General features: G+C 67.1%; 25 protein-coding genes. 13 read left to right on the top strand and 12 right to left on the bottom strand.

All coding sequences use genetic code 11. The features are described 5' to 3' along the window. Positions 1-67: 67 nt before the first annotated feature. Genes SACMADRAFT_RS26765 through SACMADRAFT_RS26750 form a run of 4 tightly spaced genes read left to right on the top strand, consistent with a single transcriptional unit; the run spans position 68 to position 3,335 of the window. Entirely contained in the window at positions 68-886 is an 819-nt protein-coding gene (locus tag SACMADRAFT_RS26765; protein ID WP_009156961.1) for an N-acyl homoserine lactonase family protein, read from the top strand. Positions 887-919: 33 nt separating this feature from the next. Beyond that, entirely contained in the window at positions 920-1,354 is a 435-nt protein-coding gene (locus SACMADRAFT_RS26760; protein WP_009156960.1) for a zinc ribbon domain-containing protein, read from the top strand. A gap of 10 nt (positions 1,355-1,364) precedes the next feature. Then, positions 1,365-2,093, top strand: a complete 729-nt coding sequence (locus SACMADRAFT_RS26755) for a GntR family transcriptional regulator (protein ID WP_157617327.1) — start codon at positions 1,365-1,367, stop codon at positions 2,091-2,093. 45 nt (positions 2,094-2,138) lie between these two features. Then, positions 2,139-3,335, top strand: coding sequence for an acyl-CoA dehydrogenase family protein (locus tag SACMADRAFT_RS26750; protein WP_009152631.1), 1,197 nt, complete (start codon positions 2,139-2,141; stop codon positions 3,333-3,335). A 10-nt stretch (positions 3,336-3,345) separates the two neighbouring features. On the opposite strand, the gene SACMADRAFT_RS26745 is transcribed toward SACMADRAFT_RS26750, so the two are convergent. The 5 genes from SACMADRAFT_RS26745 to SACMADRAFT_RS26725 all read right to left on the bottom strand — a co-directional run bounded on the left by SACMADRAFT_RS26745 (position 3,346) and on the right by SACMADRAFT_RS26725 (position 8,386). Continuing rightward, a complete protein-coding gene (locus SACMADRAFT_RS26745) occupies positions 3,346-4,269 on the bottom strand; it encodes a siderophore-interacting protein (protein WP_009156958.1) in 924 nt (307 codons plus the stop codon). Between the two features lie 51 nt (positions 4,270-4,320). Next, positions 4,321-5,382 carry an iron-siderophore ABC transporter substrate-binding protein gene (locus SACMADRAFT_RS26740; RefSeq protein ID WP_009156957.1) on the bottom strand — a complete coding sequence of 354 codons (1,062 nt, stop codon included), beginning with the start codon at positions 5,380-5,382 and terminating at the stop codon, positions 4,321-4,323. Positions 5,383-5,466: 84 nt separating this feature from the next. Beyond that, on the bottom strand, positions 5,467-6,285 hold the full coding sequence (locus tag SACMADRAFT_RS26735) for an ABC transporter ATP-binding protein (protein WP_009156956.1): 819 nt from the start codon (positions 6,283-6,285) through the stop codon (positions 5,467-5,469). Continuing rightward, a complete protein-coding gene (locus SACMADRAFT_RS26730; RefSeq protein ID WP_050998291.1) occupies positions 6,282-7,346 on the bottom strand; it encodes a FecCD family ABC transporter permease in 1,065 nt (354 codons plus the stop codon). The genes SACMADRAFT_RS26735 and SACMADRAFT_RS26730 overlap by 4 nt, the downstream gene beginning before the upstream one ends. Before the next feature lie 5 nt (positions 7,347-7,351). Continuing rightward, a complete protein-coding gene (locus SACMADRAFT_RS26725) occupies positions 7,352-8,386 on the bottom strand; it encodes a FecCD family ABC transporter permease (protein ID WP_009156954.1) in 1,035 nt (344 codons plus the stop codon). A gap of 142 nt (positions 8,387-8,528) precedes the next feature. Between SACMADRAFT_RS26725 and SACMADRAFT_RS26720 the strand changes: the two genes are divergently transcribed. The 6 genes from SACMADRAFT_RS26720 (at position 8,529) to SACMADRAFT_RS26695 (ending at position 15,033) form a co-directional block, all read left to right on the top strand. Continuing rightward, positions 8,529-8,747, top strand: coding sequence for a cold-shock protein (locus tag SACMADRAFT_RS26720; protein ID WP_009156953.1), 219 nt, complete (start codon positions 8,529-8,531; stop codon positions 8,745-8,747). Positions 8,748-9,263: 516 nt separating this feature from the next. Continuing rightward, positions 9,264-9,701: a PadR family transcriptional regulator gene (locus SACMADRAFT_RS31245; RefSeq protein ID WP_009156952.1), complete on the top strand. Its 438-nt coding sequence runs from the start codon at positions 9,264-9,266 to the stop codon at positions 9,699-9,701. Positions 9,702-10,835: 1,134 nt separating this feature from the next. Next, entirely contained in the window at positions 10,836-11,240 is a 405-nt protein-coding gene (locus SACMADRAFT_RS26705) for a hypothetical protein (RefSeq protein ID WP_009156950.1), read from the top strand. 111 nt (positions 11,241-11,351) lie between these two features. Further along, on the top strand, positions 11,352-11,510 hold the full coding sequence (locus tag SACMADRAFT_RS31525; protein WP_157617326.1) for a CHC2 zinc finger domain-containing protein: 159 nt from the start codon (positions 11,352-11,354) through the stop codon (positions 11,508-11,510). 268 nt (positions 11,511-11,778) lie between these two features. Further along, positions 11,779-12,678 carry an AAA family ATPase gene (locus tag SACMADRAFT_RS26700; RefSeq protein WP_198285915.1) on the top strand — a complete coding sequence of 300 codons (900 nt, stop codon included), beginning with the start codon at positions 11,779-11,781 and terminating at the stop codon, positions 12,676-12,678. 9 nt (positions 12,679-12,687) lie between these two features. After that, the gene (locus SACMADRAFT_RS26695; RefSeq protein WP_083841008.1) at positions 12,688-15,033 is read left to right on the top strand and encodes a S8 family peptidase; all 2,346 of its coding nucleotides are present in this window, start codon (positions 12,688-12,690) and stop codon (positions 15,031-15,033) included. 242 nt (positions 15,034-15,275) lie between these two features. Here the strand turns inward: SACMADRAFT_RS26695 and SACMADRAFT_RS26690 are convergent, their stop codons facing one another. Beyond that, positions 15,276-16,763 (bottom strand): tyrosine-type recombinase/integrase, encoded by a 1,488-nt coding sequence (locus SACMADRAFT_RS26690; RefSeq protein WP_009156947.1) that lies wholly within the window; start codon positions 16,761-16,763, stop codon positions 15,276-15,278. Positions 16,764-16,846: 83 nt separating this feature from the next. Continuing rightward, positions 16,847-17,125, bottom strand: coding sequence for a helix-turn-helix domain-containing protein (locus SACMADRAFT_RS31130; RefSeq protein WP_009156946.1), 279 nt, complete (start codon positions 17,123-17,125; stop codon positions 16,847-16,849). 172 nt (positions 17,126-17,297) lie between these two features. On the opposite strand from SACMADRAFT_RS31130, the gene SACMADRAFT_RS30610 reads away from it, so the two are divergent. Next, on the top strand, positions 17,298-18,734 hold the full coding sequence (locus SACMADRAFT_RS30610) for a hypothetical protein (RefSeq protein ID WP_009156945.1): 1,437 nt from the start codon (positions 17,298-17,300) through the stop codon (positions 18,732-18,734). A 7-nt stretch (positions 18,735-18,741) separates the two neighbouring features. Here SACMADRAFT_RS30610 and SACMADRAFT_RS29540 read toward each other — a convergent pair whose 3' ends face one another. Continuing rightward, positions 18,742-19,638, bottom strand: a complete 897-nt coding sequence (locus SACMADRAFT_RS29540; RefSeq protein ID WP_009156944.1) for a DNA cytosine methyltransferase — start codon at positions 19,636-19,638, stop codon at positions 18,742-18,744. A gap of 77 nt (positions 19,639-19,715) precedes the next feature. Between SACMADRAFT_RS29540 and SACMADRAFT_RS26670 the strand changes: the two genes are divergently transcribed. Then, positions 19,716-20,456 (top strand): TIGR02391 family protein, encoded by a 741-nt coding sequence (locus tag SACMADRAFT_RS26670; RefSeq protein ID WP_009156943.1) that lies wholly within the window; start codon positions 19,716-19,718, stop codon positions 20,454-20,456. Between the two features lie 341 nt (positions 20,457-20,797). On the opposite strand, the gene SACMADRAFT_RS30210 is transcribed toward SACMADRAFT_RS26670, so the two are convergent. From SACMADRAFT_RS30210 to SACMADRAFT_RS26650, 4 genes are all read right to left on the bottom strand, one after another. Then, positions 20,798-20,953, bottom strand: coding sequence for a hypothetical protein (locus SACMADRAFT_RS30210; protein WP_157617325.1), 156 nt, complete (start codon positions 20,951-20,953; stop codon positions 20,798-20,800). A gap of 292 nt (positions 20,954-21,245) precedes the next feature. Beyond that, positions 21,246-21,902: a DNA cytosine methyltransferase gene (locus tag SACMADRAFT_RS26660; protein ID WP_083841007.1), complete on the bottom strand. Its 657-nt coding sequence runs from the start codon at positions 21,900-21,902 to the stop codon at positions 21,246-21,248. Positions 21,903-22,038: 136 nt separating this feature from the next. Next, positions 22,039-23,178, bottom strand: coding sequence for a TRM11 family SAM-dependent methyltransferase (locus tag SACMADRAFT_RS26655; RefSeq protein WP_009156942.1), 1,140 nt, complete (start codon positions 23,176-23,178; stop codon positions 22,039-22,041). A 65-nt stretch (positions 23,179-23,243) separates the two neighbouring features. After that, positions 23,244-23,918, bottom strand: coding sequence for a hypothetical protein (locus SACMADRAFT_RS26650; protein ID WP_232285495.1), 675 nt, complete (start codon positions 23,916-23,918; stop codon positions 23,244-23,246). 810 nt (positions 23,919-24,728) lie between these two features. Between SACMADRAFT_RS26650 and SACMADRAFT_RS26645 the strand changes: the two genes are divergently transcribed. Next, positions 24,729-25,853, top strand: coding sequence for a sigma-70 family RNA polymerase sigma factor (locus SACMADRAFT_RS26645; protein ID WP_232285494.1), 1,125 nt, complete (start codon positions 24,729-24,731; stop codon positions 25,851-25,853). Positions 25,854-25,950 lie beyond the last annotated feature (97 nt).

The raw sequence follows: 25,950 nt of genomic DNA, 5'->3' as shown, positions 1-25,950 counted from the left end.
TCCTGCCCGCGAGTTCTGCACTCGGCTCACGCCGGACCCGATGAAGTGTCCAATCGAAAGGCTAACCATGACTGACGCCGACAAGATCAAACTCACCATCCTGCCCACCGGAACCATGCACGCCGACCTCACGTGGCTGCTGATCGACCCGAGCCGGATGGCCACGCGCACCCAGCCGGAGCGGCTCAAGGACTGGGTTCCCGTGCCCACCCACGTCGTCTACATCGAACACCCCGACGGCAAGAAGCTGTTGTGGGACGCCGGTGTGCCCCGCGACTGGGAGAAGCGTTGGGGGCCGACCGGGCTCGACCAGTTCTTCCCCGTCGACGAGGTCACCGAGGACATGTGGCTCGACTCCCGGCTTACCCAGTTGGGCCTCGAACCAGGTGACATCGACTACCTGCTGCTTTCACACCTGCACATGGACCACGCGGCCAACGCGCAGCTGTGGCGCGAAACCGGCACCACCATCATCGTGGACGAGGCGGAGAAGGAAGGCGCGTTCAGCTTCGACGGCTACAACAAGGGCGCGCACATCAAGTCCGACTACGACGGGTTGGAACTGGACACCATCGACGCCGACACCGAGGTGTTGCCGGGTGTGACGTTGCTGCGCACCCCGGGTCACACCTGGGGAACGCTCTCCCTCAAGGTCGATCTCGCCGATTCAGGAACGATGCTGTTCACCTCCGACTCGCTGTACCTCAAGGAAAGCTACGGACCGCCGCCGATCGCGGCAGGCATCGTGTACGACACCGTGGCGTGGTTCGAGTCCGTGGAGCGGATCAGGCAGGTCGAGCAGGAGACCAACGCGACCGTCGTGTTCGGACACAGCGCGGACCAGATGGCCGAGCTCAAGACCGGCCCCGGCAACTACTACACCTGAGGGCTGGCCGAGAAGTCGTGGAAAGGAGCGGCCATGCCGCTGTTCGACTACCGGTGCCGTTGTGGCGCGCGGTTCGAGAAGCTCATGCGCAGTTGGCGGGAGGCCAACCCCGACTGCCCGCGTTGCGGTGAGCACAGCGAGCGGGTTCCCAGCCGGGTGGCGCTGGTCGGCGGTGCGAGGCCGCCGGTCGGCGCTGACCAGGCGCCGAACTCCTGGGAGGGAACCCGCCGCGGCGACCGCGAGTACGTGGCTGCCTGGCGGCGCGCGCTCGACCGCAGGAGCAAGTTGGAGGAGAAGTACCCCGAACTTGCTACCAAACGGGAGGCCATCGCGGCACACGAGGGTGTGTTCGAGAAGGCTCCGCTGACCTATCGTGAGCTGGCGCAGCGAGCGACGAGCAGCGGTGACGCGAACTCGGCGGCCGCGGAGGCCGGTCGGTCGCGAAAACCGACAGATCAGGTGACGTAGAATATAGAGTATGGGGCGAGCGCCGGTGGACAGCGAGACTGGACAGGTCGATCAGCCTGCCGGCGGCTCCTCCCGTCGTGCCAGCTTCGGCGGCAAGCAGCAGCTCAGCGAGCGGGTGGCGGCCTACGTCCGGGAAGGCATCATGGTCGGCCAGTTCCGGGCGGGGGAGTTCGTCCGGACCGAGAAGTTGGCGGCCGAGCTGGGTGTAAGCCAGACCCCCGTGCGGGAAGCGCTCATGATCCTGCACAGCGAAGGCTCGGTCCGCTGGGAACCGCGCAGGGGCTACCGCGTGGTGCCCGTCAGCAGGCGCGATGTGCTCGACCTTTTCGACGTGCAGGCCTACATCGCGGGTGAACTCGCCGCCAGGGCCGCGAAGCAGCTGGACGAGGCCGAGGTGGAACGGCTGGAGGGTGTCCAGCGCGAGCTGGCGGAGGCCGAACGGCTCGGTGACACCGAGCTGGTCGATCAGCTCAACCACGAGATTCACCGCTCCATCAACAAGGCTTCGGACTCACTTCGCATGGCGACGTTGCTGAACCTGACGGTCAGCTACGTCCCGCTACGCTTCTTCGGCAAGATCGAGGGCTGGGCCGCTGCCTCCGTGCACGATCACTCCGCGATCTTCGCGGCGCTGCGTGAGCGCGATCCGGAAAGCGCCCGAGCGGCGATGTCCGAGCACATCAAGCACATCGGACAGTTGCTCGCCGACCACCTCGGCAAGCAAGGCATCCTGCGCTGACCCCTGCTTTGCCCGTAGTTCCCGTATTTCCATTGGAGTTGTGTTATGGCCCGTCTTGCGCAGACTGCTGGTTTGTCTGATGTGCAGGTGGAGATTTTGTCGACGGTGCGTTCGTTTGTGGACAGGGAGATTATTCCGTGTGCGCAGGAGTTGGAGCGGGGGGATGTGTATCCGGCGGAGATTGTGGCGGGGATGCGGGAGTTGGGGTTGTTCGGGTTGACGATTCCGGAGGAGTTTGGGGGGTTGGGGGAGTCGTTGTTGACGTATGCGTTGGTGGTGGAGGAGATCGCGCGGGGGTGGATGAGTGTGTCGGGGGTGATCAACACTCATTTCATTGTGGCGCACATGGTGGGTCGGTACGGCACGGAGCAGCAGCGGGCGCGGTTGTTGCCGAGGATGGCGTCGGGTGAGGTGCGGGGTGCGTTTTCGATGTCGGAGCCGGATTTGGGGTCGGATGTGGCGGCGATCAGGACGCGGGCTCGGCGGGAGGGGGATGAGTATGTGGTGGATGGGTCGAAGATGTGGTTGACGAATGGGGGGACGTCGAATTTGGTGGCGGTGTTGGTGCGGACGGAGGAGGGGGCGGAAAAGCCGCATGAGAATTTGACGACGTTGTTGGTGGAGAAGCCGGAGGGGTTTGGTGAGGTGGCGCCGGGGCTGACGATTCCGGGGAAGATCGAGAAGATGGGGTACAAGGGGGTGGATACCACGGAGGCGGTGTTCGACGGGTTTCGGGTGGGGGTGGATGCGGTGTTGGGGGGTGTGCCGGGTCGGGGGTTTGGGCACATGATGGATGGGATTGAGGTGGGGCGGGTGAATGTGGCGGCGCGGGCGTGTGGGATCGCGGTGCGGGCGTTTGAGTTGGCGGTGGAGTATGCGCAGCAGCGGCGGACGTTCGGTAGGCCGATCGCGCAGCATCAGGCGATTGCGTTCAAGTTGGCGGAGATGGCGACGAAGGTGGAGGCGGCGCATTTGATGATGGTGAATGCGGCGCGGTTGAAGGATGCGGGGGCGCGTAACGATGTGGAGGCGGGGATGGCGAAGTTGATCGCCAGTGAGTACTGCGCGGAGGTGACCCAGGAGGCGTTTCGTATCCATGGTGGCTATGGCTATTCCAAGGAGTACGAGATCGAACGCCTGATGCGGGAGGCGCCGTTCCTGCTCATCGGGGAGGGCACCAGCGAGATCCAGAAGACCATCATCAGCCGGGGACTCCTGCGCGAGTACAAACTCCGAGACTGACCACCGCCTCTCAAGTGGTCGGTTCGCTGCGGCCGAGGCGCCAGTAGCCCATGAACGCGACGCTGCGGCGGTCGATGCCGAGATCGCTGACGAGGTACCGGCGCAGCGCCTTGATGACCCCGGCCTCTCCCGCCAGCCACGCGTACAGCCCGCGGGTGGCGGGGTCGCCGTCGGGCACCTCCCAGAGCAGGCCGCTGTCGACGTCCACATCGTCCACCGGCTGACCGGTTCGGCGCTCCTGCTCGACGAGCAACCCGGCGGCGAGGTCGCGCAGCGCTGGGGCCAGCTTGCTGCCGTGCGCGGCACCGTCGCGCCCCAACCACGTGACTCGCATTCCCCGCGGGTGGGTCAGTGCCAGCGCGTCCGCCGCGTGCGGAACCTCCAGCAACACCTCTCCGGTGGCGTCGCCGGGTAGGCATTCGAGGATGCAGGCGATGGCCGGTGTCGCGGTCTCGTCGCCTGCCAGCAGGATCCGCCTGGCACCGCTGTGCGGCCGGAAATCGACACCGCCGTGTGTCCCGCTGTAGGCGGCATCCGGCCCGACGATCGCCACCCGGTCGCCTGGCCGCGCCTCAGTCGCCCAACGCGACGCAGGCCCGGTCTCGCCGTGCAGCGCGAAGTCGACGTCGATCTCGTTGGCCTCGGGTCGGGCGGCCCGGACCGTGTAGGTGCGTATGGGGTTGCGCAGTTGGTCAGGCAGTGTCCGCCAGTGCTGGTACCAGTCGTCGCCACGGGAGAGGTGATCGAAGCCGACACCGGGCAGTGGCAGGATGACCTTGATCCGCTGGTCGAATCCGTTGTCGGCGAACCGCCCCAGGTCGGGGCCCGTCATCGTGATTCGCTGGAACGTCGGGCTCAGCCGCTGCCTGCGCAGCACCTCGACGTCGAACAGCCGAAACGGTGACACCTTCGCCAGATCCGCGGTGCTGGTCACAACCCACCCCTTTCCGTGCCGGTCGGTGCCTGTTCCTCGGCCATGAGCAGGTCAGGACGCGCTGGTCGCCGCTTCGGCGAGTGCGTCCACCAACTCGGGAAGTCCCCAGGTCACGGAAAGTGCGGTGGGCGGCGACACGGCCGCGACTTCCGCCTCGCCGACTACCTTGGCGACGGTGCCCGCCTCGATCTGCGGCATCGACCGGTAACCGGGGTTTTGCTCCAGCGCCTCGAGTTCGTCCTCACTTGCCGAGTACGTCAGCAGCACGTCCGAGGTGAGCCGATCGGCCTGCTCGAAGGAGAACGGCACGTAGAACGCGCCCGGATCGGCGGTCTTGGTGAGGTCGAGGACGCTTGGTGCCGTTTCGAATCCGAGATCGCGCAGCACCTGCTCGCGTGGATCAGCCTGTGTGTAGGTGTAGAGCTCGTTGCTGCCGTAAGCCAGTGTGGCGATGGTGAGTCCGTCGAACTCGGGGTGCTCGGCCTTCGCTTTCGCGACCGTGGCGTCGATGTCGGCGAGGACCCGCTCAGCCTCGTCCGCCAGCCCCAGCGACCGCCCCGTGACGGTGACGATCTCCTCCATCGTCGTCGACCACGGCTGCTTCGGGTAGGCGACCGTATCGGCGATCTTGGAGAGCTTGCCGTACTGCTCCTCGGTGATACCGGAGTACGGGGCAAGGATGAGATCGGGCCGCAGCTTCAGTATCTGCTCGTAGGCAGGATCCGCGCTGTTGGCCGAGGGAAGTAGTGTCGGCGTCTGCGCGTCGAGTTCGGTGAGCTTGTCGGCCACCCAGGGCAGCACACCGTTGGCGTCGCCGCCGTACTCCTGCTTCTCGATCCCCACCGGGACGACGCCGAGAGCCAGCATCGCGTCGGTGGAGCCCCAGCCGATGGTCACAACGCGCGTCGGCTTCTCCTGGATCTCGGTCTTGCCGAAGGCGTGCTCGATCGTCACCGGCTCGAAGCTGCCGGACGAGGGTGCCGAAGAGTCTGCCTTGGAGCCGGTGTCGCTCCCGCAGGCGGTGAGCGCGAGAGCGGCGACCGCGGCGGCTGCGATACCGGCCGCGCTGCGCCGACCCAGGCAGAACGCACGGCGGAACGGGAATTCGGGCATCTGACTACTCCATCTCGGTCTGCGCGGCGAGCGACGCGATAGGAGCACCTTAGCTTAGGTAAGGCTATCCTGATATGAATCAGCTCACGATGTGGACTTCCGCGGCACCACCATCGGCCCCCCGGTAGCCGGATCGGGCACCACCATCGCCCGAAGTCCGAACGCGGAGTGCACTACGTCCTCGGTCAACACCGAACTGGGCGGGCCCTGCTCCACTGCGCGCCCACCGTTCATCACGATCAGGTGGTCGGCGTATCTGGCCGCCAGATTCAGCTCGTGCAGCACCATCACCACGGTGGTGCCACGCTCGCGGTTGAGCCTGCTCAGCAGGTCGAGTACCTCGATCTGGTGGGCGATGTCCAGAAAGGTCGTCGGCTCGTCCAGCAGCAACACATCGGTCTGTTGAGCCAGCACCATGGCGATCCACACGCGCTGCCGCTGCCCCCCGGAGAGCTCGTCGAGCCGGCGCCCGGCGAGGTCGGCGGTCCCCGTCGCTTCGAGGGACTCCGTGACGATCTCCAGGTCAGCGGCGCCGGGCCGGTTGAACAGACCCAGGTGCGGGAACCTGCCACGCGCGACAAGGTCGGCGACGGTCAACCCCTCGGGCGCGACGGGTTGCTGCGGCAGCAGCCCGATCCGACGTGCCAGCACGCGGCCCGACATCGTCCGGATGTTCTGGCCTCCCAGCAGCACCTGCCCCGTTCTCGGTCGTAGTAGCCGCCCCAGCCCTCGTATCACCGTCGACTTGCCGCACCCGTTGGGCCCGACGATCGCCGTCACCCGCGCGGCCGGTAGCTCCAGCGTCAGTGCCCGCACCACGGGGTGTTCCCCGTATGCCAGCGTGAGGTCGCGTGCTGCCAGCGACGTGGTGGTGTTCACCCCGACCGAGGCGTCCGTAGTCACGAATCCCTCCCCACTCCACGCGACCGCGCGAGTAGCCAGAACAGGTATGGGCCACCGACCAGACCGGTGATGACACCGACCGGCACAACGTCGCCGGGTACCAGGTGTGCCGCGACAATGTCGGCGCCGAGCGTCACGGCAGCGCCTACCAGCGCACCCGCCACCAGCGCGGGCTTGCCGTCGCCGATGAGCCGTCGCGCGATCGGACCTGCGGTGAGGGCGACGAAACCCACCGGCCCAGCCATGGCGACCGCGGCCGCCGCAAGGCCGACGCCGAGCACGATGGCCGTGAGCCGGGTCGTGCTCGCCGCGACTCCCAGCCCCACCGCGGTGTCCTCACCCAGCTCCAGCACCGCCAGCCGCGCCTCGAGAAGCCGCGCGATGGGCAGTAGCACGAAGACGACGCCCGCGAGCCGTGCGAGGTCGCCGTAGGTCGCCGAACCGACCGACCCGGCCAGCCACAGCAACACGGTGTGGGCCTCGCGGATGTCACCACGTGCGAGCAGGTACGAGGTGACGCTCGTGCAGGCGAACGACAAAGCGATCCCACAGAGCACGAACCGCCGACCGGTAAGGCCGCCGCGCCACGCCAGCGCCAGGTTGACCGCGGCGACGGCCAACGCCCCCAGCCACGCCGCGGCAAAGACCCACAACCCGGCCAATCCCAACCCGAGAACGGCCACTACGGCGCCCACCGAGGCGCCCTGGCTGACGCCGATGATGTCGGGGCTGGCAAGGGAGTTGCGGAGCACGGACTGAAACAGTGCCCCTGCCGTGCCCAGCGCCATCCCTACCAGCAGCGCCGCCACCAGGCGAGGAAGCCGGAACTCGACGAGTACCAGGCGTGCGGGTCCTTGCTCCGTGCCCAGCGCCACCGCCAGTGCCTCGGCCGGGCTCACCGGGAACTCGCCCAGCAGCAGTGCCACGAGCGCCAGTCCCGCCGCAACGGCGGCCAGGGCGATCGAGACGGTGAGGCGGCGGATGCGCCGTACCCGAAACGCGCGAGTGAGCTCGCGCCGGGTGCTCGTAGGAGTTCGCACTTCGACCGGCGACCCGGGCATCCCGCTCACATCGACACCTGCTTCTGGTGCCGCACCAGCCAGATCAACACCGGAGCCCCCACGAACGCGACCACCACCCCGGCCTCCACCTCCGCGGGACGGACCAGCAAGCGGCCGAGCACGTCCGCGACCAGCAGCACCACCGGACCGAGTACGGCCGAGACGGGCAGCACCCTGCCGTAGCTGGTGCCCGCGAGCGCCCTGGCGAGGTGTGGAACGAGCAGGCCGACGAACGCGATCGGCCCTACCAGCGCGGTCGCGCCACCGGCCAGCAACACCGCCGCGGCCAGTACCCGCAGTCGACCTCGGTTGATGCTCTGTCCGAGCCCCTTGGCGAGGTCCTCGCCAAGCGCCACGGCGTCCAGGAACCGGGCACTGGCCGCCGCGAGGACCAGGCCCACCGTCGCCACCGGGAGTATCAGCAGGACGAGTTCGCCGGGGCGGTTGACCAAAGCTCCCACCGACCAGAAGCGGTACTCGGCGAAGACGGATTGGTCGGTGAGCAAGACCAGCGTGATCGCCGAGGTCGCGGTAGCCGTCACAGCGGCTCCCAGCAGCGTCAGTGTCACCGGAGTCGGGCCTTCGGGCCCAATTGTCGCCGCCGCGTAGACGAGGGCGGCAGCGGTTGCCCCACCGACGAAGGCGAACCACACGAACCCGGCGGGGTCGGTGACGCCGAACAGGGCGATCGCCGAAATCACCGCGAGCGAGGCACCCGCGTTGATGCCGAGCAGTCCGGGGTCTGCGATCGGGTTCCTGGTCAGTCCCTGTAGCAGCGCGCCCGCCACACCCAACGCGGCCCCGGCGAGCAGGCCGATCAAGGTCCTCGGCATGCGCTGGTTCCAGATGACCACGTGGTCGGCGTTGGAGGGATCGTGCGCGAGCAGCGCTTCCCATGCGACCTCGAACGGGATGTCCCGTACTCCCCAGAGCAGGCTCGCGCATACGACCACGGCGAGCACGCCGACGCTGAGCGGCCAGACCCACCGGGTGCGCGCAGCGACTCGGGAACGAGCGTCACGCGCAAGGGTCGTGGCCACGGGACTCACCTACGGGGTCGTCGGATAGGTGAGGCTTACCTTAACCAGAATCCGGGCGGGTGCTCTACCTCGACCCCGGCTGTCGGCGTCTGGGCGGGCAAACTCGGTTGCCCGACCGGCAACTGCCCGCCATGCTGCCGAGATGGCACACGGAACCGTCAAGTTCTTCAACCCCGAGGAGGGCTGGGGAACGATCGCCTCCCCCGACCTGCCTGCGGGCTTCGACGCCTGGGTTCACTACAGCGCGATCGAGCTGGACGGCTTCCGGGAACTCCAAGCAGGTGAGGCTGTCGAGTTCAGCTACGAAGAAGTCCAGCAGGACGGCTTCTGTTTCCGCGCGACCAGCGTCCGCAAAGCTTGACGACCTGTGAGCAAGTTGTCAGGTGTTGGCGGGACCCCACCTGCGGCCACAGCGCGGGCGCCGATGTGGGGCGTCAGACGCTGGATCACCTCGACCCGACGGCGGGAGCGTGATCCACTCCGGGTGGGCGGCCGCAGACCCGAGCGGTCTCGCCCCGCCAGGTCGCCGCTATACTCCGGCTGATCGGGCCGTTAGCTCAATTGGCAGAGCTGTGGACTTTTAATCCCCGGGTTTGCGGTGTCATCGAGTGTCACATAATGCCGCCAAGGGTTGATCTGTGCAGGTCGGGCGGCATTTTTCGCGAGCGTTAGTGTCGGGCAGTGTCGCGGCGTATCGGGTGCTCCGTGAGCAACGGAGCCCAATCGGAGACCAGCATCGGGCCTGCGTGCGCCCGCTGTAGGCCACCGCAGGCAGGTTGAGGGGGCGTCCTGCGGTACCACTATCACGCTTGTTATGAAGCAGTTTTGCCTCGTATTTTCGGCGCATATCCCCGGGTTGACGATTATATGATCAACTGTGTCGACTATTAACTACTCGATTGTTTCGGCGCGGGTGCTCTCGGCGATCACGCATTCGCCGGGGTTTGAGTCGTTCGGTGCCGAGATCGCACGGAGGACCGGGCTGCGGGGGCCGTCGATCTACAAGTCGCTCGCACGGTTGACCGAGCGGGGGTTCCTCCAGGAGGCGCGGGTAGAGCCCGCGCGGCACGGGACCCCACGACGCTGGTTCGCCTTGACTGATGCTGGGCGCGTGCTGGCCGTCCGGTGGGGCGTGATGCGGCGGGAGACCGTGGTCGCTGAACGCTTGCGTGCGGTGGCCGCCGTGCTGGACTTGGGTGCGGACGATCCGTTGTCCAGGGCGGCGGACTTGCTGGACGTGCCCGGTGTGCCGGGCGCCGAGTTCGACGTGAACGCCCTGGTCGAGGCGGTACTGGGACCCGACGGCGGATCTTGAGGATCTCGCCCGGGTCGGCTGCCTGCTGGCTGGGGTGATGCGGTCCGGGTGCGGTCATTCCACGGCCGCTGGCGCGCCTGCCGGGGCTCTGGTGCACCTGCGCTCGTGACCCCGCCGCCGCCAGGTCGCGTTCTGGATGACGACGGTGAACCTGTCCGGCTCGTTCGCCATGCCGCTGGCTGGGCTAATCCGGTGTTCCCCCTCCGCCGCGAGCTACCGTCGAGGGCGATACGGGCACGGATCGAGAGCGAACGGCCATCGGTGTGGTCTCCGTGATGGTCGGTGGCGAGGTGAGCGGGCGATGCCTGATGTGGAGGAGCCGGGGCAGCGCGATCGGAGCCTGGTTCTGGAGTTCATCACCGAGGATCCGTGGGAGCAGCAGCTGGCCCGGGACTACTGGCTCGTGGACGGCGATGGGAAGTTCGTCTACAAGGTCGGCGACCTGGAGCGGCGGGCCTATGACGAGCGCCCGGCGCTAGCCCGGCAGCGGATCCCGGGGTTGGCGTACTACCTGCGCAAGCGGGTTCGTGCGCAGGTCTCGGCGGCGTCGTGCCCGGGCTGCGGTGCCCGTGTTCATGTCGACAACCGGCCCGACTATCAGAAGGTGCTCAAGCTGCTGGAGGCCGGCGAGGTCCAGGCGTGCGCGCCGTGCCGCGCGTCCGCAGCCGATGCGGCAGATCGAGCGGTCGCTGTGAAGCGGTGGCGCGAGGACCACGGCTGGTATGACCAGTACCGGCCGGTGAAGGTCGCGGCCTTGTCGCTACGGGAGGCGGTGAGCCTGCTGGCGCTATTCAGTGCCCTTCGACAGCGCGTTCACCTCGACCACGCCGCTGCAACGGTGGCGGCGGAGGCTGGTGCCGCCTTACGCAGGAACCGAGCTGGACGCCCGCGCGCGGCTGCGGGAGCTGGTCAAATCGGGACTCCTGTTCCCGCATCCGGACTGCCCGTCCTCGGGATATGGCTCTGTCCGCAGCCGGGGTCAGGAGGTGTCGCTGAACTTCGAGACGGCACGTTTGACCGCCCCAGGGCCGGGGCCGACCGGCCCGCGCAACGAAGCCCTCGTCGCCGACCTCGTGGCGGCCTTGACCAGCCCGTGGCCCGAACGGTGGCACCGGCAGCGCGCGGTGGAGTGCCGTGCACGCCGAGAACACCGGCTACTTGATCCGAGCGCTGCACGAGCACGGCCTGCCCACACCTCGCCACGACCTCGAACGCGACATCATGGGACGCTTGGCCGACACGCTGACGCTGGCGGAGGCGGCCTACTTGATCGAGACAGCGACTGAGCGTGCGCATGAGCAACTCCGGCAGGGACACCTGGCCAACGTCCGCGAGGCCACCAACCAGGCCCTGGAGCGCTTGCGCTGGTATCTCCGCCAGATCACCACGGGCGAGGCCGAGCCGAAGGCACTGACCGCCCTGCCGACGCCCTGCTCGATCGTCGCGACGACGTTCTTCCGTACCGCGCTGGGACGGGATTCCGCGTTGCACGAACGCGCCGACCCGCTCACGCCGCCACCCGCATTCGAGTCCATGTGACGACGCGCTGGCGGTCAGCACCGCTACGGTGGCCGTGATGACCGCCGCCACGGCAGGCCCGGACCCGTCCCACGGCAACGACAACTTGGCCGTGGTCGGGGCCGCCGCGTCGTGTTACATGAGCGCGGCCCGCGACCGTGGTACGGCCGCTGCCCCTTCTTTGCATCGACGACCTTCCAGGTTCGCCCGACCCACGGGACCTACCACTGCTTTGGACGTTGCAACGCTGGCACGGCGCGGACGTCCAACGCTCGTGTCGAAGGATCGTGATGTCGAGCGGATTGACTGTGACGTGGCCTTCTCACGCCGCGCCGGTTGAGCATGTGCAGTAATCAAAAGGTCACTCTAAGTGCGGATCGATGTGGTTGGCGCACCCCACCGCTGTCTCTGTTGCATTACTCCTCTGGGGCGTGATCAGCCCGGCTAGCCCGACACGGCGTCACGGCCCTCGTATGCTGCCTGCATGGCAGGTCGGCATCTGAAAGAGATCTTCAAGGCGTTCCATGCTCGTGACGAGCTGGCGTTCCGACGTGCCGGGATGGAGATCATCGAGGAAGAGCGGGCGAAGCACCACAACGCGCTCGCACGTGACCTACAGAAGCTCCTGGTCGCCGGTGGGGGGCCCATCGATTCGAGCGCAACACTGATTGTGCCCCCACCGCCTAAGGATCGCGAGGGCGAGTGGGACCTGGGGGAGGTCAAGGAACCAGAGCGGATGCTCGAGGATCTGATCCTGGACCCCGCATTGGTGCAGACCCTGGACGGCCTGGTCGAGGAGGTCCGTCAGTGGCCTCAGCTGGATGCGGCCTCGATTCCGCGCCGCCAGCGGCTGCTGCTCGAAGGGCCTCCCGGCTGCGGAAAGACGACCGCCGCCGAAGCGCTGGCCGCAGAACTGGGGCGCCCGTTCCTGCTGGTTCGCCTGGATGCGGTGGTGTCGTCCTACCTCGGTGAGACGGCCAGCAATCTGCGGCGCATTCTCGACTACGCGGACCAGGCACCCTTCGTTGTCCTGTTCGACGAGTTCGACGCACTGGGACGGTCCCGTGACGACCACGCCGAACACGGAGAGATGAAGCGTGTCGTCACTGCGTTTCTGCAGATGACCGACCGCTACCGTGGGCCGAGTCTCCTGATTGCGGCCACGAACCACTCGGGCTTGCTCGACCACGCTCTCTGGCGCCGCTTTGACGAAGTACTCACCTTTCGCAAACCGACCGTGCACGAACTGCGGAGGCTGCTGCGGCTGCGGCTCAAGCGAGTACCGCACTCCGGCCTCGATATCGAGCGATATGCCGGAAGGCTGAAGGACCTCCCGCATGCCGCCGCGGAGAAACTCGTCACCGACGCCCGGCGCCATGCCCTGCTTCGCGACAGTGACACCGTCGAAAGCGACGATCTCGACGCCGTGCTCGCCAACGTCACATCACGTCCCTGGTAGTCCGCTGCAATGAGCGACCACCTCCTGCTCCCCAATCCGCGCCCGCTGCCGTCCCGACGCGCCGGAGGTGGCGGTGGCGGCGCGCCACCGCGTCAACGAGACCAGCACGCTGACCATCTCCAGCGGCAGCTCACCGCCACCGCGCGCGCACCGCGACGGCTCGATGCCGGCGTCGACCCAGCCCTGGTGTTCAAAATTAGCGCGACAGCCAGGCCGGATGAAAACGTCTTCGCGCGCCAGGCGCTGCAGGTTTTGGGCGAAACCATCGACTACACCTACTTCGTACTTGCCAGCGACCAAGGCGACGCACTCGGACACGCGATCGACGTGTACCGACGCACTGGTGACATGCGATCGTTCTTTGCGCTTATCGACGACATCGAGCCCTACGGTCCCGAAGATCGGCGTGGCCCAGGCATAAGCGAACTCGGTGACCGATTCCCCGGTCGCGTAGTGATCGACATCGGAATCTGGGTCGCTGGCACACGCGATGAGGCCGTCGCCCGCGTGCAGACCGTCGAGAACGTTCTCGCACGCACCGGTGACACCATCCTGCTGCGATCGGTCAGCGCCCGCCGCACCTACTTGCGTGCCGAGGTCACCGCAGAGGGCTTAGCGAACATGCTGGACACGAGCGTCGTCGAGTTCGTGCGGACACCACCTGTGCCGTTCCTGGACTTCCGAGACTGGTGGAACGCCGGCGCAACCGACGTACGCCGCGTTGAGAAGCCCGGTGCCGTAGTCGGGGTCCTCGACGACGCGCCTGCCACTGCCCACCCCCTGCTCGACGGCATCGTGCTCTCTGTCGAATCCCTCGCTCCCGCCAGCTACGCGTGGCAGCAGCCGGGAAGCCACGGCACCGAAGTCGCCGGACGCGTCCTCTACCCGCATCTAGCCGAGGAACTCCGCGACCTCCGTCCGCTTTCCAGCGTCGGCGCAGTGCGCGCGGTGCGGATTCTTGAACCGGATCCGCACCGGCCGAACAATCCACCGCGGTTCGCGACGTACGCCGTGCCGCACGAGCTCATCGGCACCGCTATCCGGCACCTCCACAGCCAGCACGGCGTGAAGGTCATCAACCTCTCTGTGGGCTACGACGAACCCTTCAATGACGCACACCTCGGCGCGCTTACCGAAACTATCGACGATCTCGCACGCGAACTCGACATCGTCCTGGTCGTCCCTACAGGCAACGTCGGAATCGATCTCCACGCGCGGACGCCCAGCGGCCACCACATCCTCGATGACAAACCCGAGTATTTCTTCACCCCCGAACACCGGCTTGCCGAACCTGGACCCGCAGCTCTCGCCCTCACCGTCGGCTCGATCGCGATGAGTGGCGCGCCGGCGGAAATGCCGAACAGGTTCGGCTGGCGCACCGCCGCAGGCGCCGGAGAGGCGTCCGCTTTCAGCCGTAGCGGCCCGGGTCTGGGAACGAACAGCAAACGCGCCAACAAACCCGACATCGTCCACTTCGGTGGCAACATCGTCCTCAACGACTCCGGTCACCCTGTCCTCAATGACCCCGGCGCCAGCGTGGTCACGCCCTCCTCCCGGCACACTGATGGACGGCTATTCGCCGCCGTCAACGGCACCAGCTTCGCCGCCCCAGCAGTCGCCCGAGTCGCCGCCGACGTAGCCCACGCCTACCCGGACGCCTCCGCGAACCTGATCCGCGCGCTCGTCGGATCAAGTGCCACTCACCCAGCGCCTGCCGAGCAACTGGCCGACACGCACCGACGGCTGCGTGTCTACGGCCTCGGCACCCCCCACGCCGATCGGGCCATCGATAGCGATCGCAACCGAGTCACAATGACTTTCGACGGCAAGATGAGCATTGACACCGTTCAGATTCACCCACTGCCGATACCGGAGTTATTCCGTCGCGGACACCAGGGTGGCGAACGCACCATCACCGTCGCGCTCGCTTTCGATCCGCCTGTCCGGCGGCAACGCCGCGAGTACCTCGCCGGTACGATGAAAGTCGATATCTACCGCAACATCGACCCCGACGAACTCGCCGAAATCCTTATCCGGCAGGATCCTGACGATCCTCGAGAACTCATCAATGATCTCCGCCGACTCAAGCTCGAGCCCGGAAGCAGCGCATTTACCAACGCCACCCTGCAGGTGCGAAGCTGGAAGCGCAAGCAGACGTTCGTTGACGACACCGACACCTTCTACGTTGTTGCGACCCATAAGGCCCAGACCTGGGCGCGAGGCGCCCCCGAATATACCCACCAGCGATACGCGCTGGCGGTCACACTTGAAGATCAACATCTCGTGCAGGCGGACTTGCGTGAACTTCTGATCCAGCGTGTTCACAATCCAGCGCGCGTTCGAGTTAGAGCGTGAAGCGGGGATCTGCCTGGGTTTTAGAAATGCAGACACTTCTCCGATTGCGTTTCCCCTTGATGGATCTCTTAGAAAGAGAATCGCCGCGCGACGCGCTTCACCGATAGGTCAACCGTCACAGGGATTCGAGGAACGGCGCGGCGACGCGGCTCTCAGCACAGCACAGAGAAAATCGGGGCACGGCCATCCGCTGGATGGCCGTGCCCCGGTTTTTCTCGTTTCGGGCCCGCGCCGTGGGAGGGTCAGGCGGCCGTGGGCCGGTTGCGCCGCCGGTTGCGCGGGACGATGGATGCGGCGGCTTCGGCGGTCTCGCGGGCGAGTTCGGGTAGGACGTGGGAGTAGGTGTCGGCGGTGACCGCGATCGTGGAGTGGCCGAGCAGTTCCTGCACGACTTTGAGGTCGGCTCCGGCTGCGAGCATGAGGGTGGCGGCGCCGTGGCGCAGGTCGTGTAGGCGTACGGGCGGGAGTTCGGCGGCGTCGGCGATCGCGTGGAAGGCGTCGGTGAGCTTGGCCGGGTGCAGTGGGCTGCCATCGGGTTCGGTGCACACCAGCTCGTGCTCAACCCACGCCGCTCCGGCTGCGGCGCGCAGTTCGTTCTGGTGCTTCTTCTGCCGCCGCAGTACCAGGGTGGTCGCCTCGTCGAGGGCGATGATGCGGCCGGAGGCTTCGCTCTTGGGTTCACCGAACTCGGCCTGCCACCCGATCTGCACCAGTGCGGTGCTGATGGTGATCGACTGGTTGGGCAGGTCGATGTTCCACCACGGCAGGCCGCAGGCTTCGCCGCGCCGCAGGCCTCGGTAGGCGATGAGGTGGAACAGCGCGTAGTAGGGGTGGCCCTCGGCCTGGTCGAGGAACCGGCCGATCTGCTCGGGTGTCCACACCATGACCCGGGACGGTTTCTGTCCGGTGCGCCGCCACCGCTCGACCCGGTCCGGTGTCCACAACAGGGCTTTCGGGCGACGCCCGGAGGGCAGCTCGACGTAGGATGCGGGGTTGAAAGTGATCTTCTGGGCCCGGATGGCGGCATTCAGCGCGGCGCGCAGGGTGGCTCGGTAACGCTGCATGGTGGCCGCGCCCGTGATCCGCATGCCGTGCACGCTCTTACGGATCTCGGGGTCGTCGCTTTCCTTGGCGGCGGAGATGGTGTCGTTGCGTTCGGCCATCGCGTCGAACATCCGGGAGATGTGCTCGACAGTGAGCACGTCGAGCCGGTAATGGCCCAGGTGCGGGATCAGCCAGTGCCGGATGTGGGATCGGTAGCCGATTCGTGTTCCTTCCCGGATTTTCTTCCGTGTGATGACCCAGCTCTGCAGCCATTCGCCGACCGTGGGCATCTCGCCGAGGCTGGTGGCCCCCTGGTCCAGCTGCTTGACGACTTCCTCGGGTGAGGGGAAGGGTTCGCCAGCGCTCAGCCGGTTTTCGATCAGGTCGCCGATGGAGGTGAGCACGGCGCCGCCGCGTCCGGTGCCGAGCTCGATGAGGGCCGCGATCTTGTCCAGTTCGGCCTGCGCGTCTGTCTGGGAGGCGAACCCGTGCCGCCTTCGGGTGCGACGGGTGCCGTCATGGCGTTTGGGAAGTTCGGCTTGAAAGGACCAGCTTCCGTGGTTGGAACTCCATGCCCCGTTACTGCGCTTGAGTTTTGGGCATCCGGGGCCGAGTTGTTTCTTGGTGGCGGGGTCTGTGCAGGTGCAGCGTTTGTAAGTGGTTCCCTTGAAGGCGCGTGCTGTCATCGCGGATTTTCCTCTCCCGCAATCCGTGGGCTGTGCGTTCGGACAGCAGCTATGGACGCTCCAGTGCGTGCGGAGGGGAAGCGTCAGCTATGAGGCTCTTTGTCCACCAAGCCGAGTAGCTCGAGCAATGGAGCGACGGCGATGCGGTAGGTGCGGCCGATGCGCACCGCTGGCACCGGGAAGGTTCCAGCACGGGCGAGCTTGTATGCGGTCGTGCGGCCAATACCGAGAATCCGCGCGGCGGTCATCAGGTCGGTGGTGACTCCCAGTTCCCGCAGCTGCTCGCGCGACCACGCCGGTGGGCACGCGGTCGTGGTGGTCGAGTCGAGACTGTCGTGGGTGGGCCGGTTGAGAGCGTGCATGAAACCTCCTCCTTGGTGCGACCCTGATCGTGGAAGTCAGCGGACCGAGCGGGGTCTCGTCGTTACCCGTTGCGGGCCGCGTCCACGATCAGCGTGATCCGCAAGACCCGGCAAACGGTCACCCTCGGCATGCCCAGCATCCGCCCACCCCCCGAGACCCGGTGAACACGCCATGACCGAACCCACCACGCCCACGGCGCTGGCCAAGGCCCGCCGGCGCGACGTCAACCACCGCCAGCAGCGGGTGCACCAAGCGCTGGCCGACATGACGGCCGATGGCTCCGAGATCACCATCTCGGCGGTCGCGGCGCAGGCACGCCTGCACCGGTCGTTCATCCACCGCCACTCCGACCTGCACGCGGCCGTGCTCGACGCCGCCAGCCGGGCGCTCACAGCACCGTCGCCCGCGTCCACCGCGATCAGCCACCGCTCGGTGCTGGCCGAGAACGCCAACCTGCGCGCCCAGAACCACTGGCAGGCCCAGCACATCCGCGACCTGGAGGACCGGCTTTCCGACCTCATCGGCCAACAAGCCTTCGAACGCGGCGGGCTCGGCGCACCCACCAACGCCGCCGCCCTGCAAGCCGAGATCGACAAGCAACGCCAGACCGTCCTCGACCTCACCCGCGCACTCGAAGAACGCGACGAAGAACTCGCCGCCGCCCGCGAAACCAACCGGCGGCTCATGGCCGAGCTCAACAGAATCCCAGGTGCAACATCCCCGCTCGCCGGAGCGATACTGACCGGTGTGAACACCTTGTCGACCAGAACCTTGGGACACCTCATCACGGCGGCCGGAAACAGCTACCTGAGCAAGTCCGACCTGCGAGATCTGCTGATGCAGTCCGGTCTTTACGAGGCCGCCGAGTTGGACCCGACGGAACTGATCGACCACGGAACCTCCGGCCCCAACAGGCAAGAGACGTTGCGCACTCCGCTGCTGGCGGCCCACGAACAAGCCAGGACCGGCAATCGGGAGGCGCACGATGCCCTTTTGGAGATCGTTCGGCTCGGGGCAGAGCGCGTGGCTCGGCGCGGCTACGCAGAATCGACATTGTCCGCGTTGCACGAGTCGCTGCTCAGCGACGGCTACGAGCTTCGAGTTGGTGATCCCGACCTGCACGGCAACCGCGAATGTCGGCTGCTGCCCATCGACCCGGACGCGGTTCCGGTGGGTACCGAGATCACCGCGCTGGAAGCTGAGCTGGACCAACGGGGATACACCGAAGCGCTCGTGCACTACCGGTCGGCCGTGGACAACTTCACCGACCAGGACCACCCCGCCTCGAACCGACAACTCCGCAACATGGTCGAGAGCCTGGTCAAGCACCTCGCAGCCGACCACACCGGCTACACAGACAACGGACGATCGGGGCAAGGCGGCGCGGCCATCAACACCCTCTACACCCCGGGTGGTCGACCGCCAGCTGTGGTCGGCCAGCCGTTGCCCGAGAACGACGGCGGACGCATGCTCCACGGCATCTGGAACATCCTGCACTCCAACGGCCCGCACCCTGGCCTGTCCAACGCGGACGAAGCGCGCATCCGGATGCAGCTGTGCACCGCGCTCGCGCGGTTCCTGCTCAAGCACTTCCCGGCCCGGCCGTGAGCGCACGTCAATAGCCGAGGTGCATGTCGACTCGGTCATGCCGCCCGCTCCCGTCGCGATCGCGGCCGACGTCGGCCGCGCGGTCAGCCAGCAACGCGCGGATCGCGTGGGACGCCTGCCGTGGCACGACCCCATTCCCCAGGACCCGCAGTTGCGCGGTTCGTGGAATGTCCAGACCGGACACAAAGCCATCGTCGAGGCCCATCAGGAACTCGACGAAGCGGCCGGACAACACCGGCCTGCCATGCCGGCCGGGCTCGGTCGGATGCGGCGCAGACCTGCCCAGGATTGCTTCCCATCGCCGGATCGCGGCTTCGTACTGGCCCCATGAGACCGTCGCCGCGTCACCGGAGCGGCTGCCGGCCCGCGTGCCTGACGCAGCGTTCGCCGAGTTGTCCTGCGGCCAGGCGAGGATGAAGACCCTCTCTCGGCGGTGAGCGGCGCCGACATCGCTGGCGCGGACGCTGTTCCACACGCAGGCGTAGCCGGCGTCGGCCAAGTCGCCGAGCACGATGTCGAGCCCTCCGGCGCGCCAGCGCAACGCCGCGACGTTCTCCACCACAACCAGCGCGGGCCGCAGCGAGCCGATCGCGCGGGCGACGTGATGCCACAAGCCGCTGCGGGTGCCGGTGCGGATGCCTGCCCGCCGCCCAGCCGCCGAGATGTCCTGGCAGGGGAACCCCGCCGTGACCACGTCTACCGGCTCGACGGCCGACCAGTCGACCTCTCGGATGTCGCCCAGGTTCGGCACGTCCGGCCACCGTGCGGCAAGCACCGTGCGCACGTGCGGATCCGGGTCGGCCACCCAGGCGATGCGGCCATCGCCGAACGCGGTCAGCGCTCCCATGTCCAGGCCGCCATAGCCGGTGCACAAGGAACCGATCACTGGACTCGCCGTGTTCATCGAGACCACCTCGGTTCGGGCACCACTACGGCGCCCATCGCGGCAGGTGGGCTCGAAGGGTCACCTACAGTCGCTGCATGAACCGGCAGTGGATGCGCGACCAGCTCACCGAGTATCTGGCGCTGCTTGAAAAGTACTTCTCCTTGCAGGGTCCGCCTGGCATAGCACCCACCGGGCCGCGCACTGCCCGCATCGTTGGTCCGCGGACGGCAGCATTGAACGAACTTCGGCAGCGTGAGCCAACCGTGAAGGAAGTACTCAAGCATCTCGACCCCACCCTGGCCGAGTTCAAGTTCGAGACGATGGGCGGCAAGGAAGACGCTCGTGCCGCCGCGCAACGCGGGCTCGGCATTCTCGATCGCATGGACGAATGGGCTGCCAATCTCGCACCCGACGCTCCGACCCTTCCGGCCGACCAGTTCCATCCATGGGTCTGGGATGCCGCCCGCACGTTCTGGGACAGCAAGCACCACCGCGAGGCCGTCCGGGCCGCCGCGACAGCCATCAACGCCCACACGCAGGACGAGGTGGGGCGCCGCGATATCGCGGACAACGACCTGATGAACCAGGTCTTCACCGACAAGGCGAAGTCCGGTCAGAAATACCTGCGACTGCCCGGTGATCCTAACGACCAAACAGTCAAGAGTCGTAACCGGGCGCTGCGGCCGTTCGCCGAGGGGTGTTTCGCCGGCATCCGTAACCCCGCTGCGCACGAACACGGAGCCGACTGGGACGAGCAGAAGGCACTCGAACAACTCGCCGCCCTCAGCGTTCTCGCCCGCTGGATCGACGAGTGCGACGTCGAACAAGCCCCATGACCGTCGCGGCACCGCCGACGCCACACGACCCTCGCTCCAACGGTCCGCAACACATGTCGCGCACGAACATTGACGAACGGCATGCCCTCTCGGCTGGGCAAACGAGACCAGTGAGACCTCGTGATCATTTGGGAGCTCGACGGAAAGCCCCATGAGCCATTCGACGAATGGCGGCGCGAGTGCGGGTCGTCCGTGCCGCCCGGGCTGAGTCGGGTATGGAGCGGGTCGGCCGGTGATGAGGTTCCAGCGGTGCACGGTGGCGGCGTAGTCGCCCCATGTCGCGGGCCCGGGTTCACCGCGTGCGATGCGGCGGGCGCATGGTGCGTTGGCGATTGCCACGGTCACTCACCTTCTTCCGCGCGCGGGCTTCGGTGGGGCGTGGTGACGGCGATGACGACCGAGGGCAGCATCAGATCGCCCTTCGAGCCGCGCTGGGCGGGACAGCCCTTGGTACCGTCGGTCGCCCGCGGGGTCGGCAGCAGTCGTGGGGTGTCCACGCGAGACGGGCCTCCTTGTCGTGACGTAGTGGAGATTGCGTTGGAAGAACCGTCGTGCGCGGTCGGCGTCGGTATTGGGCCCCGCGCACCAGGGGAAAGACAGCTACGCATCCCCCGAATTTGCGTTGCCGCGCAGCATGTTGCGTCCGCAGGGGATGTCAGTGTGTCAAGCGCGCGGGCGTGGTCAGGAAGAGATGGTCCGCCGTCATGGGTCGTGTGGGTGCAGTTCTTCGCGTCCGCCGCCGTCGGTGTTGGCAGCAACTGAGTCTGTCGGACGACCGAGTCGACCGCGTCATTGAGGTTCACCTGATGCCCGCCCGCACGCCTGTGTGCTGGATCGACCGGGCCGCGGGGTTCGCCGTCGCGGGCCTGCGGAGTGGGCATCATCCGCATCCCGTCCCGCGCCGGGGACGGTACACAAGAACACGCGTTCGCGGCGGTGGGCGGCGCCGATGTCGGCGGCTCGTAAGCAACGCCAGACCGCGTCATACCCCGCTTCGGCCAAGTCTGCGAGTACGCGGTCGAGGCCGCCGTTTCGCCATCGGAGGGCGGCGACGTTCTCCACGACGACGAGCCGGGGTCCCAGTAGGCGAATGACGTCCAGGATGGTGTGCCACAGTCCACTGCGAGCACCTTTCTCGATAGCCGCGCGCCGACCGGCCGCGGAGATGTCCTGACACGGAAATCCCGCCGTGAGCACGTCGACGGTCTCGATGGCGGTGAAATCGACAGCGCGGAGGTCACCGAGGTTTGGTGCGTCCGGCACGTGAGCGGCGAGAATCGCGGACGCGTGCGGGTCGACCTCGCAGTACCAGGCAATCCGGCCACCGAGCGCGGCCGCGACACCGGGGTCGAGCCCGGCCATGCCCGTGCACAGCGATCCGAGCACGGGTCCTTCGGTGTCGATGAACCGCAGCAGATCGGCTACGGCCGGCACACGGTCAGGCATGGTGCACCCCGTGTGCCTGCGGCCCGTCGATCAGAGGCAGCGTTCGGCAGTGTGCAGCGGTGGCAGGCGATGGTGTGTCGGGCGGCGACAGGACGCCGGTATCGGGCGTCCCAGCTGCAGCAGTGCACGAGCGTGCTCACTCCTGCCACCGTCCGCTACGCTCGAGCTCACCGTCGCGCGAGGCGGCGTGACCGTGATTCGGTGACGTCAGGACCGAGGCGCTGCGGGGTACAAGCGATTTGCGGAGCACGACCACGTCCTCGTGCGCGATGAGGTGAAGCGGCAATCCTTGCTCGCGCTGTTTGCGGATGAAGTCCCGTTGGAAGAAGCTGCCGCGGGCAACCAGCTGGCGGTCGGCAACCCGGGCCAGTAGCGCCACGCAACGCTCGACCGGTACCAGCCCGGCTGCCCGGGCGCAGGCGACGATCTGCGAGGGCAGGTCGATCAGTTCGGAGTGCTCGCGCCACGGTCGCACGGTGATCGCGACGTGCCCGCCCGGGCGCAGTACGGCCGCGCAGCCGGCGAGGATGCGGGTGAAACCAGCGAGGAGTCGGTGGTGGCCGACGTTGGCCAGATTGCCCCGGTCGAGTGCGGAGCCGTAGCGGTGATGGAACTTGTGTACCTTCCCGTCCGGTGAGTCGGTCGCGGCGGTGACGACCTGCCCGTGGGTGGACGGCCCGTACGGGGGAGAGGTCACCACCAGCGCGACCTGTCCCCGGTACTTCTCGGGCAGTAGGAATGGCAGTTGGCGAGCGTCGCCGTGCACAACCTCCGCGTCGTGGTCGTGACCTCGTTGCCGGGCCAAATCAAGGTTGGCGCGCGCGATGCCGACCCAGTGCGGTTCGTACTCGACGCCGATCGCGCGGCGCCCGGCGTCAATCGCCTCCACCAGCGTGGTGCCTGACCCTGCCATCGGGTCGAACACCAGCTCTCCAGGACGCGTGTACTGGTGGATGGCGTGCGCCGCAACGGCGGGGAGCATCTTCGCCGGGTGCGCGGTCGAGTCGGCCACGTAGCGGCCCTTGCGCTGCCCGGCCGGAGAGGCTTGCGCGGTTGCCCACACCGACAGTGGCAGCTCGCAGGTGTCGGTGGCACCGGTCGCGCCCGGCGGGTCGCCTTCGGTCGGTGTTTGGGCCGCTGCCGTGGTGGGATCGGCAGCGGCGTCCAGTGTGTCTATGAGTGCACTGGCAATGGGCATGGTTGGTTCGTCACCGTGTTCGACGACACTGCCGGTACCGGCGGTGTTGGTGGAGGTCGGCAAGTGCTGGTGGGACATAAGTACGACGCCTTTCGAGTACAGGGCGGCCGGCAAGTGCTGAAGTGAATGGGTTAGTTGTGGGGTTACCGGCTGCCTGGCGATCGGGGCGCGCGCTCGTGCGTTGCGACGGCCGAACCGGTCCCGGGCGGCGCTGTACGGGAGTCGACAGGCTGCGCGAAGACAAGGACATCGCCATGCACGCGTAGGTGTGGTGTGGGCAGTCCGCGTGCGGTCGCGCGATGGCAGGTGCGGTCGTAGTCGGCAGCTACTGCCGCGTTCGGCGTGGCGTGCAGACGACCGTCTCGTATCGGGGTGTGCAGGGTGACGATGTGCTGAAGGTAGAGCAGGTCCGCGTGCTGGCAGGCGGCAACGATCGCGCCAGTTGGGTCGACCAACCGGCCTTCGCTCCAGTCACTGTGTGTGTACACCGCGAAGATGCCGCCCTGCCGCAGCCGGTCCGCCGCTAGCAGCGCGAGACGGTCTAGTGAAACAGTCTCGGCGGCGTCGGCGGGCAACGACACGACCACCAGATCCGCACGCTCAGCGGCGTTGGTATCCGGCGCACCTGAACCGCTGACAGTACCGGCGGGCACCGGCGTCGGAGAAGACTCGGTGAGGGCTGCGGGCGGGTTGCCGGAGTCGGTAACCATGCCTGCCCAGAAAGGTTTCGACGACAGGGTGTGGACCTCAGCGCACGTGCCAAAGGTGAGCGTGTCGGCGGTGCGGTCGAGCGCGCGCACCGCCTCGTGTGCCGCCATCAACGCCGACTCGCTTGGCGCCGTAGCACCATCGGCGCCGGGGGTTCGGACCGTAGCCCACGTAGTGCTGAGATCGACGAGGACCACGTGGGCGCCGGGTGTGGTGAATGCCGCCGTAATGGTTTCCACGATCGGTGTCGGCCATGCCGCATGTGAGTCGATCGGGTCCGGTCCGCACGTCCACACTGTGACAGGAGTCGGTGCTGAGGATGCGGTTGCTGTGCGCCGACGCGATGGTCTCGACTTGTCCCCGGGACGCAAGTTCGCGGAGGTCTCGCTGGCACCTTCACCGGTGGTTCGCGCTTGCGCTCCGGGATAGGGTGCGCGGTCGCCTCCGCGCCGGGTGCGCGGCGGACGAGCCGAGCCTCCGCGGCGACCGGGACGGCCATCCGGGGACTGCGGGCGGTGGGCCATGAGAGGTCCTCCTCGGACGAGAACAGCCGGGTTGCGCACGGCTTGGTATGTGCTGTCGTGGAGCAATACCGGGACAACCCTCGATTTGCGACACGTTCCCGCCAAGAGATTTACAAGACCTTTTTTCGATAAAGGCTTTCGAGTTCAGTGGAGACGCGGCCTTTGTTCTTCGGTCGCAGAACGTCTCGACTAGCCTGAATCGGTTCCCGTCCTCGACGACGCCACCGCGCGGCGATACCGCCTCAAGGAACGTCGTGCCAGCTCACTGCCATGTTCTGAGTGCCTCGGAGATCAGCGGCGTTGTGGGCATCCGCTCCTTCCTTGATCGGAAGGCTGATGGTTTGAGGCGCCTTTGATGTAATTCGGAAACGGTGTCGAGGCGTCTTTGTTTCGGTCTTGAGGCGCCTTCGGTGGCTTGCTGGCAGCTCACTTGATTGTCCGATCTCTCAGGGAGCTGTCATGGATTTGTCTTCGCGTGAAAATGAGGTTCACGAACACGGCTTCTACCTGCGCGACAATCCTGCTTTCGTCAAAGACTCCGACGTGTTCGCGATGGCACGGTCGAGCTTCGCGTGGCTGGTGACCGGGCCGGATCCGGTCAGCATCGACGGCCGCGAGATACCGGGGTTGCCCCCGCGTCCGGTGCCGCTGGACGAGCTCGGCACGTTGCTGCTTGCGAAGGACTGCACTCAGGTCACGCGGGACACGGCGTGGGCACATCTGATCACCCGCGCCCGTGCAGACGGTGGTGCCTGGACTGTGGCGTGTGTCGGCCTGGCGCTACCGGTGCTGCTACGGGTTGCGGCGATCGTGACCCGCCGGTTCACCGGCGACACCCATGACCTCAACGCTGCCGTGCTGACGGGCTTCCTACACGCGCTGCACGAGGTCGATCTGGTCCGGCCAGCGATCCTTGCGCGGCTGTACTACGCGGCCTACCGGGAGGGGCGGCTGGCGCTGCACGAAGCAGTAGGCGGCCCGATCCCGGCCGGCAACCTGGTGTTCAATTCTGCCCCGCCACCACGCCCGGAAGGTCACCCAGACCTAGTGCTCGCCGCAGCGGTGCGCGCCGGCGCGATAACCGCCGACGAAGCGGGCCTCATTTCCGAGACCCGCGTCGGTGGGACTCCGCTGGCCGAGGCCGCATACGCGAGGGGCATGTCGTACAAGGCGACCGCGAAGATCCGTGAGCGCGCTGAGCCTCGCCTCGCCGCCTACCTCGCAGGGGACGCTGCGGACGTCTCTGCGGATCCGTCAGCCGAACAGTCGGACTCGCTTGCACCAGTTCAACCGCGCCAGGTCGAGCAGACCACCAGCACTCGGCGCACAAGGTTACGAAACGTGACCAGGGTGGGAGCGGCATCGGAAGAAAAAGTCAGTCCAACCGTGTCGCAAAGCAGCCCCAAATCCCGCATTGCCTCGCGCGGGACCCGCCTGCCCGTCGAACGCCGTTCCCGCGCCCACCGCACCCGGCCCGGACCGGCCACGCCCACCAGTCGAGAGGTCCGCTCATGCGACTGACACCATCCCGCCGCTGCCGTCATTACTGCCCACCGACACGACGGACAGCGTCCAGATGTTCCAGCTCGGTCGCGCCCGCTGTCACGCGGCCACGACG

Source organism: Saccharomonospora marina XMU15 (assembly GCF_000244955.1).
GTDB classification, from domain to species: Bacteria; Actinomycetota; Actinomycetes; order Mycobacteriales; family Pseudonocardiaceae; genus Saccharomonospora_A; species Saccharomonospora_A marina.
The sequence above is the reverse complement of the archived record's forward strand: the minus strand, read 5'-3'. Positions and strand labels throughout refer to the sequence as shown.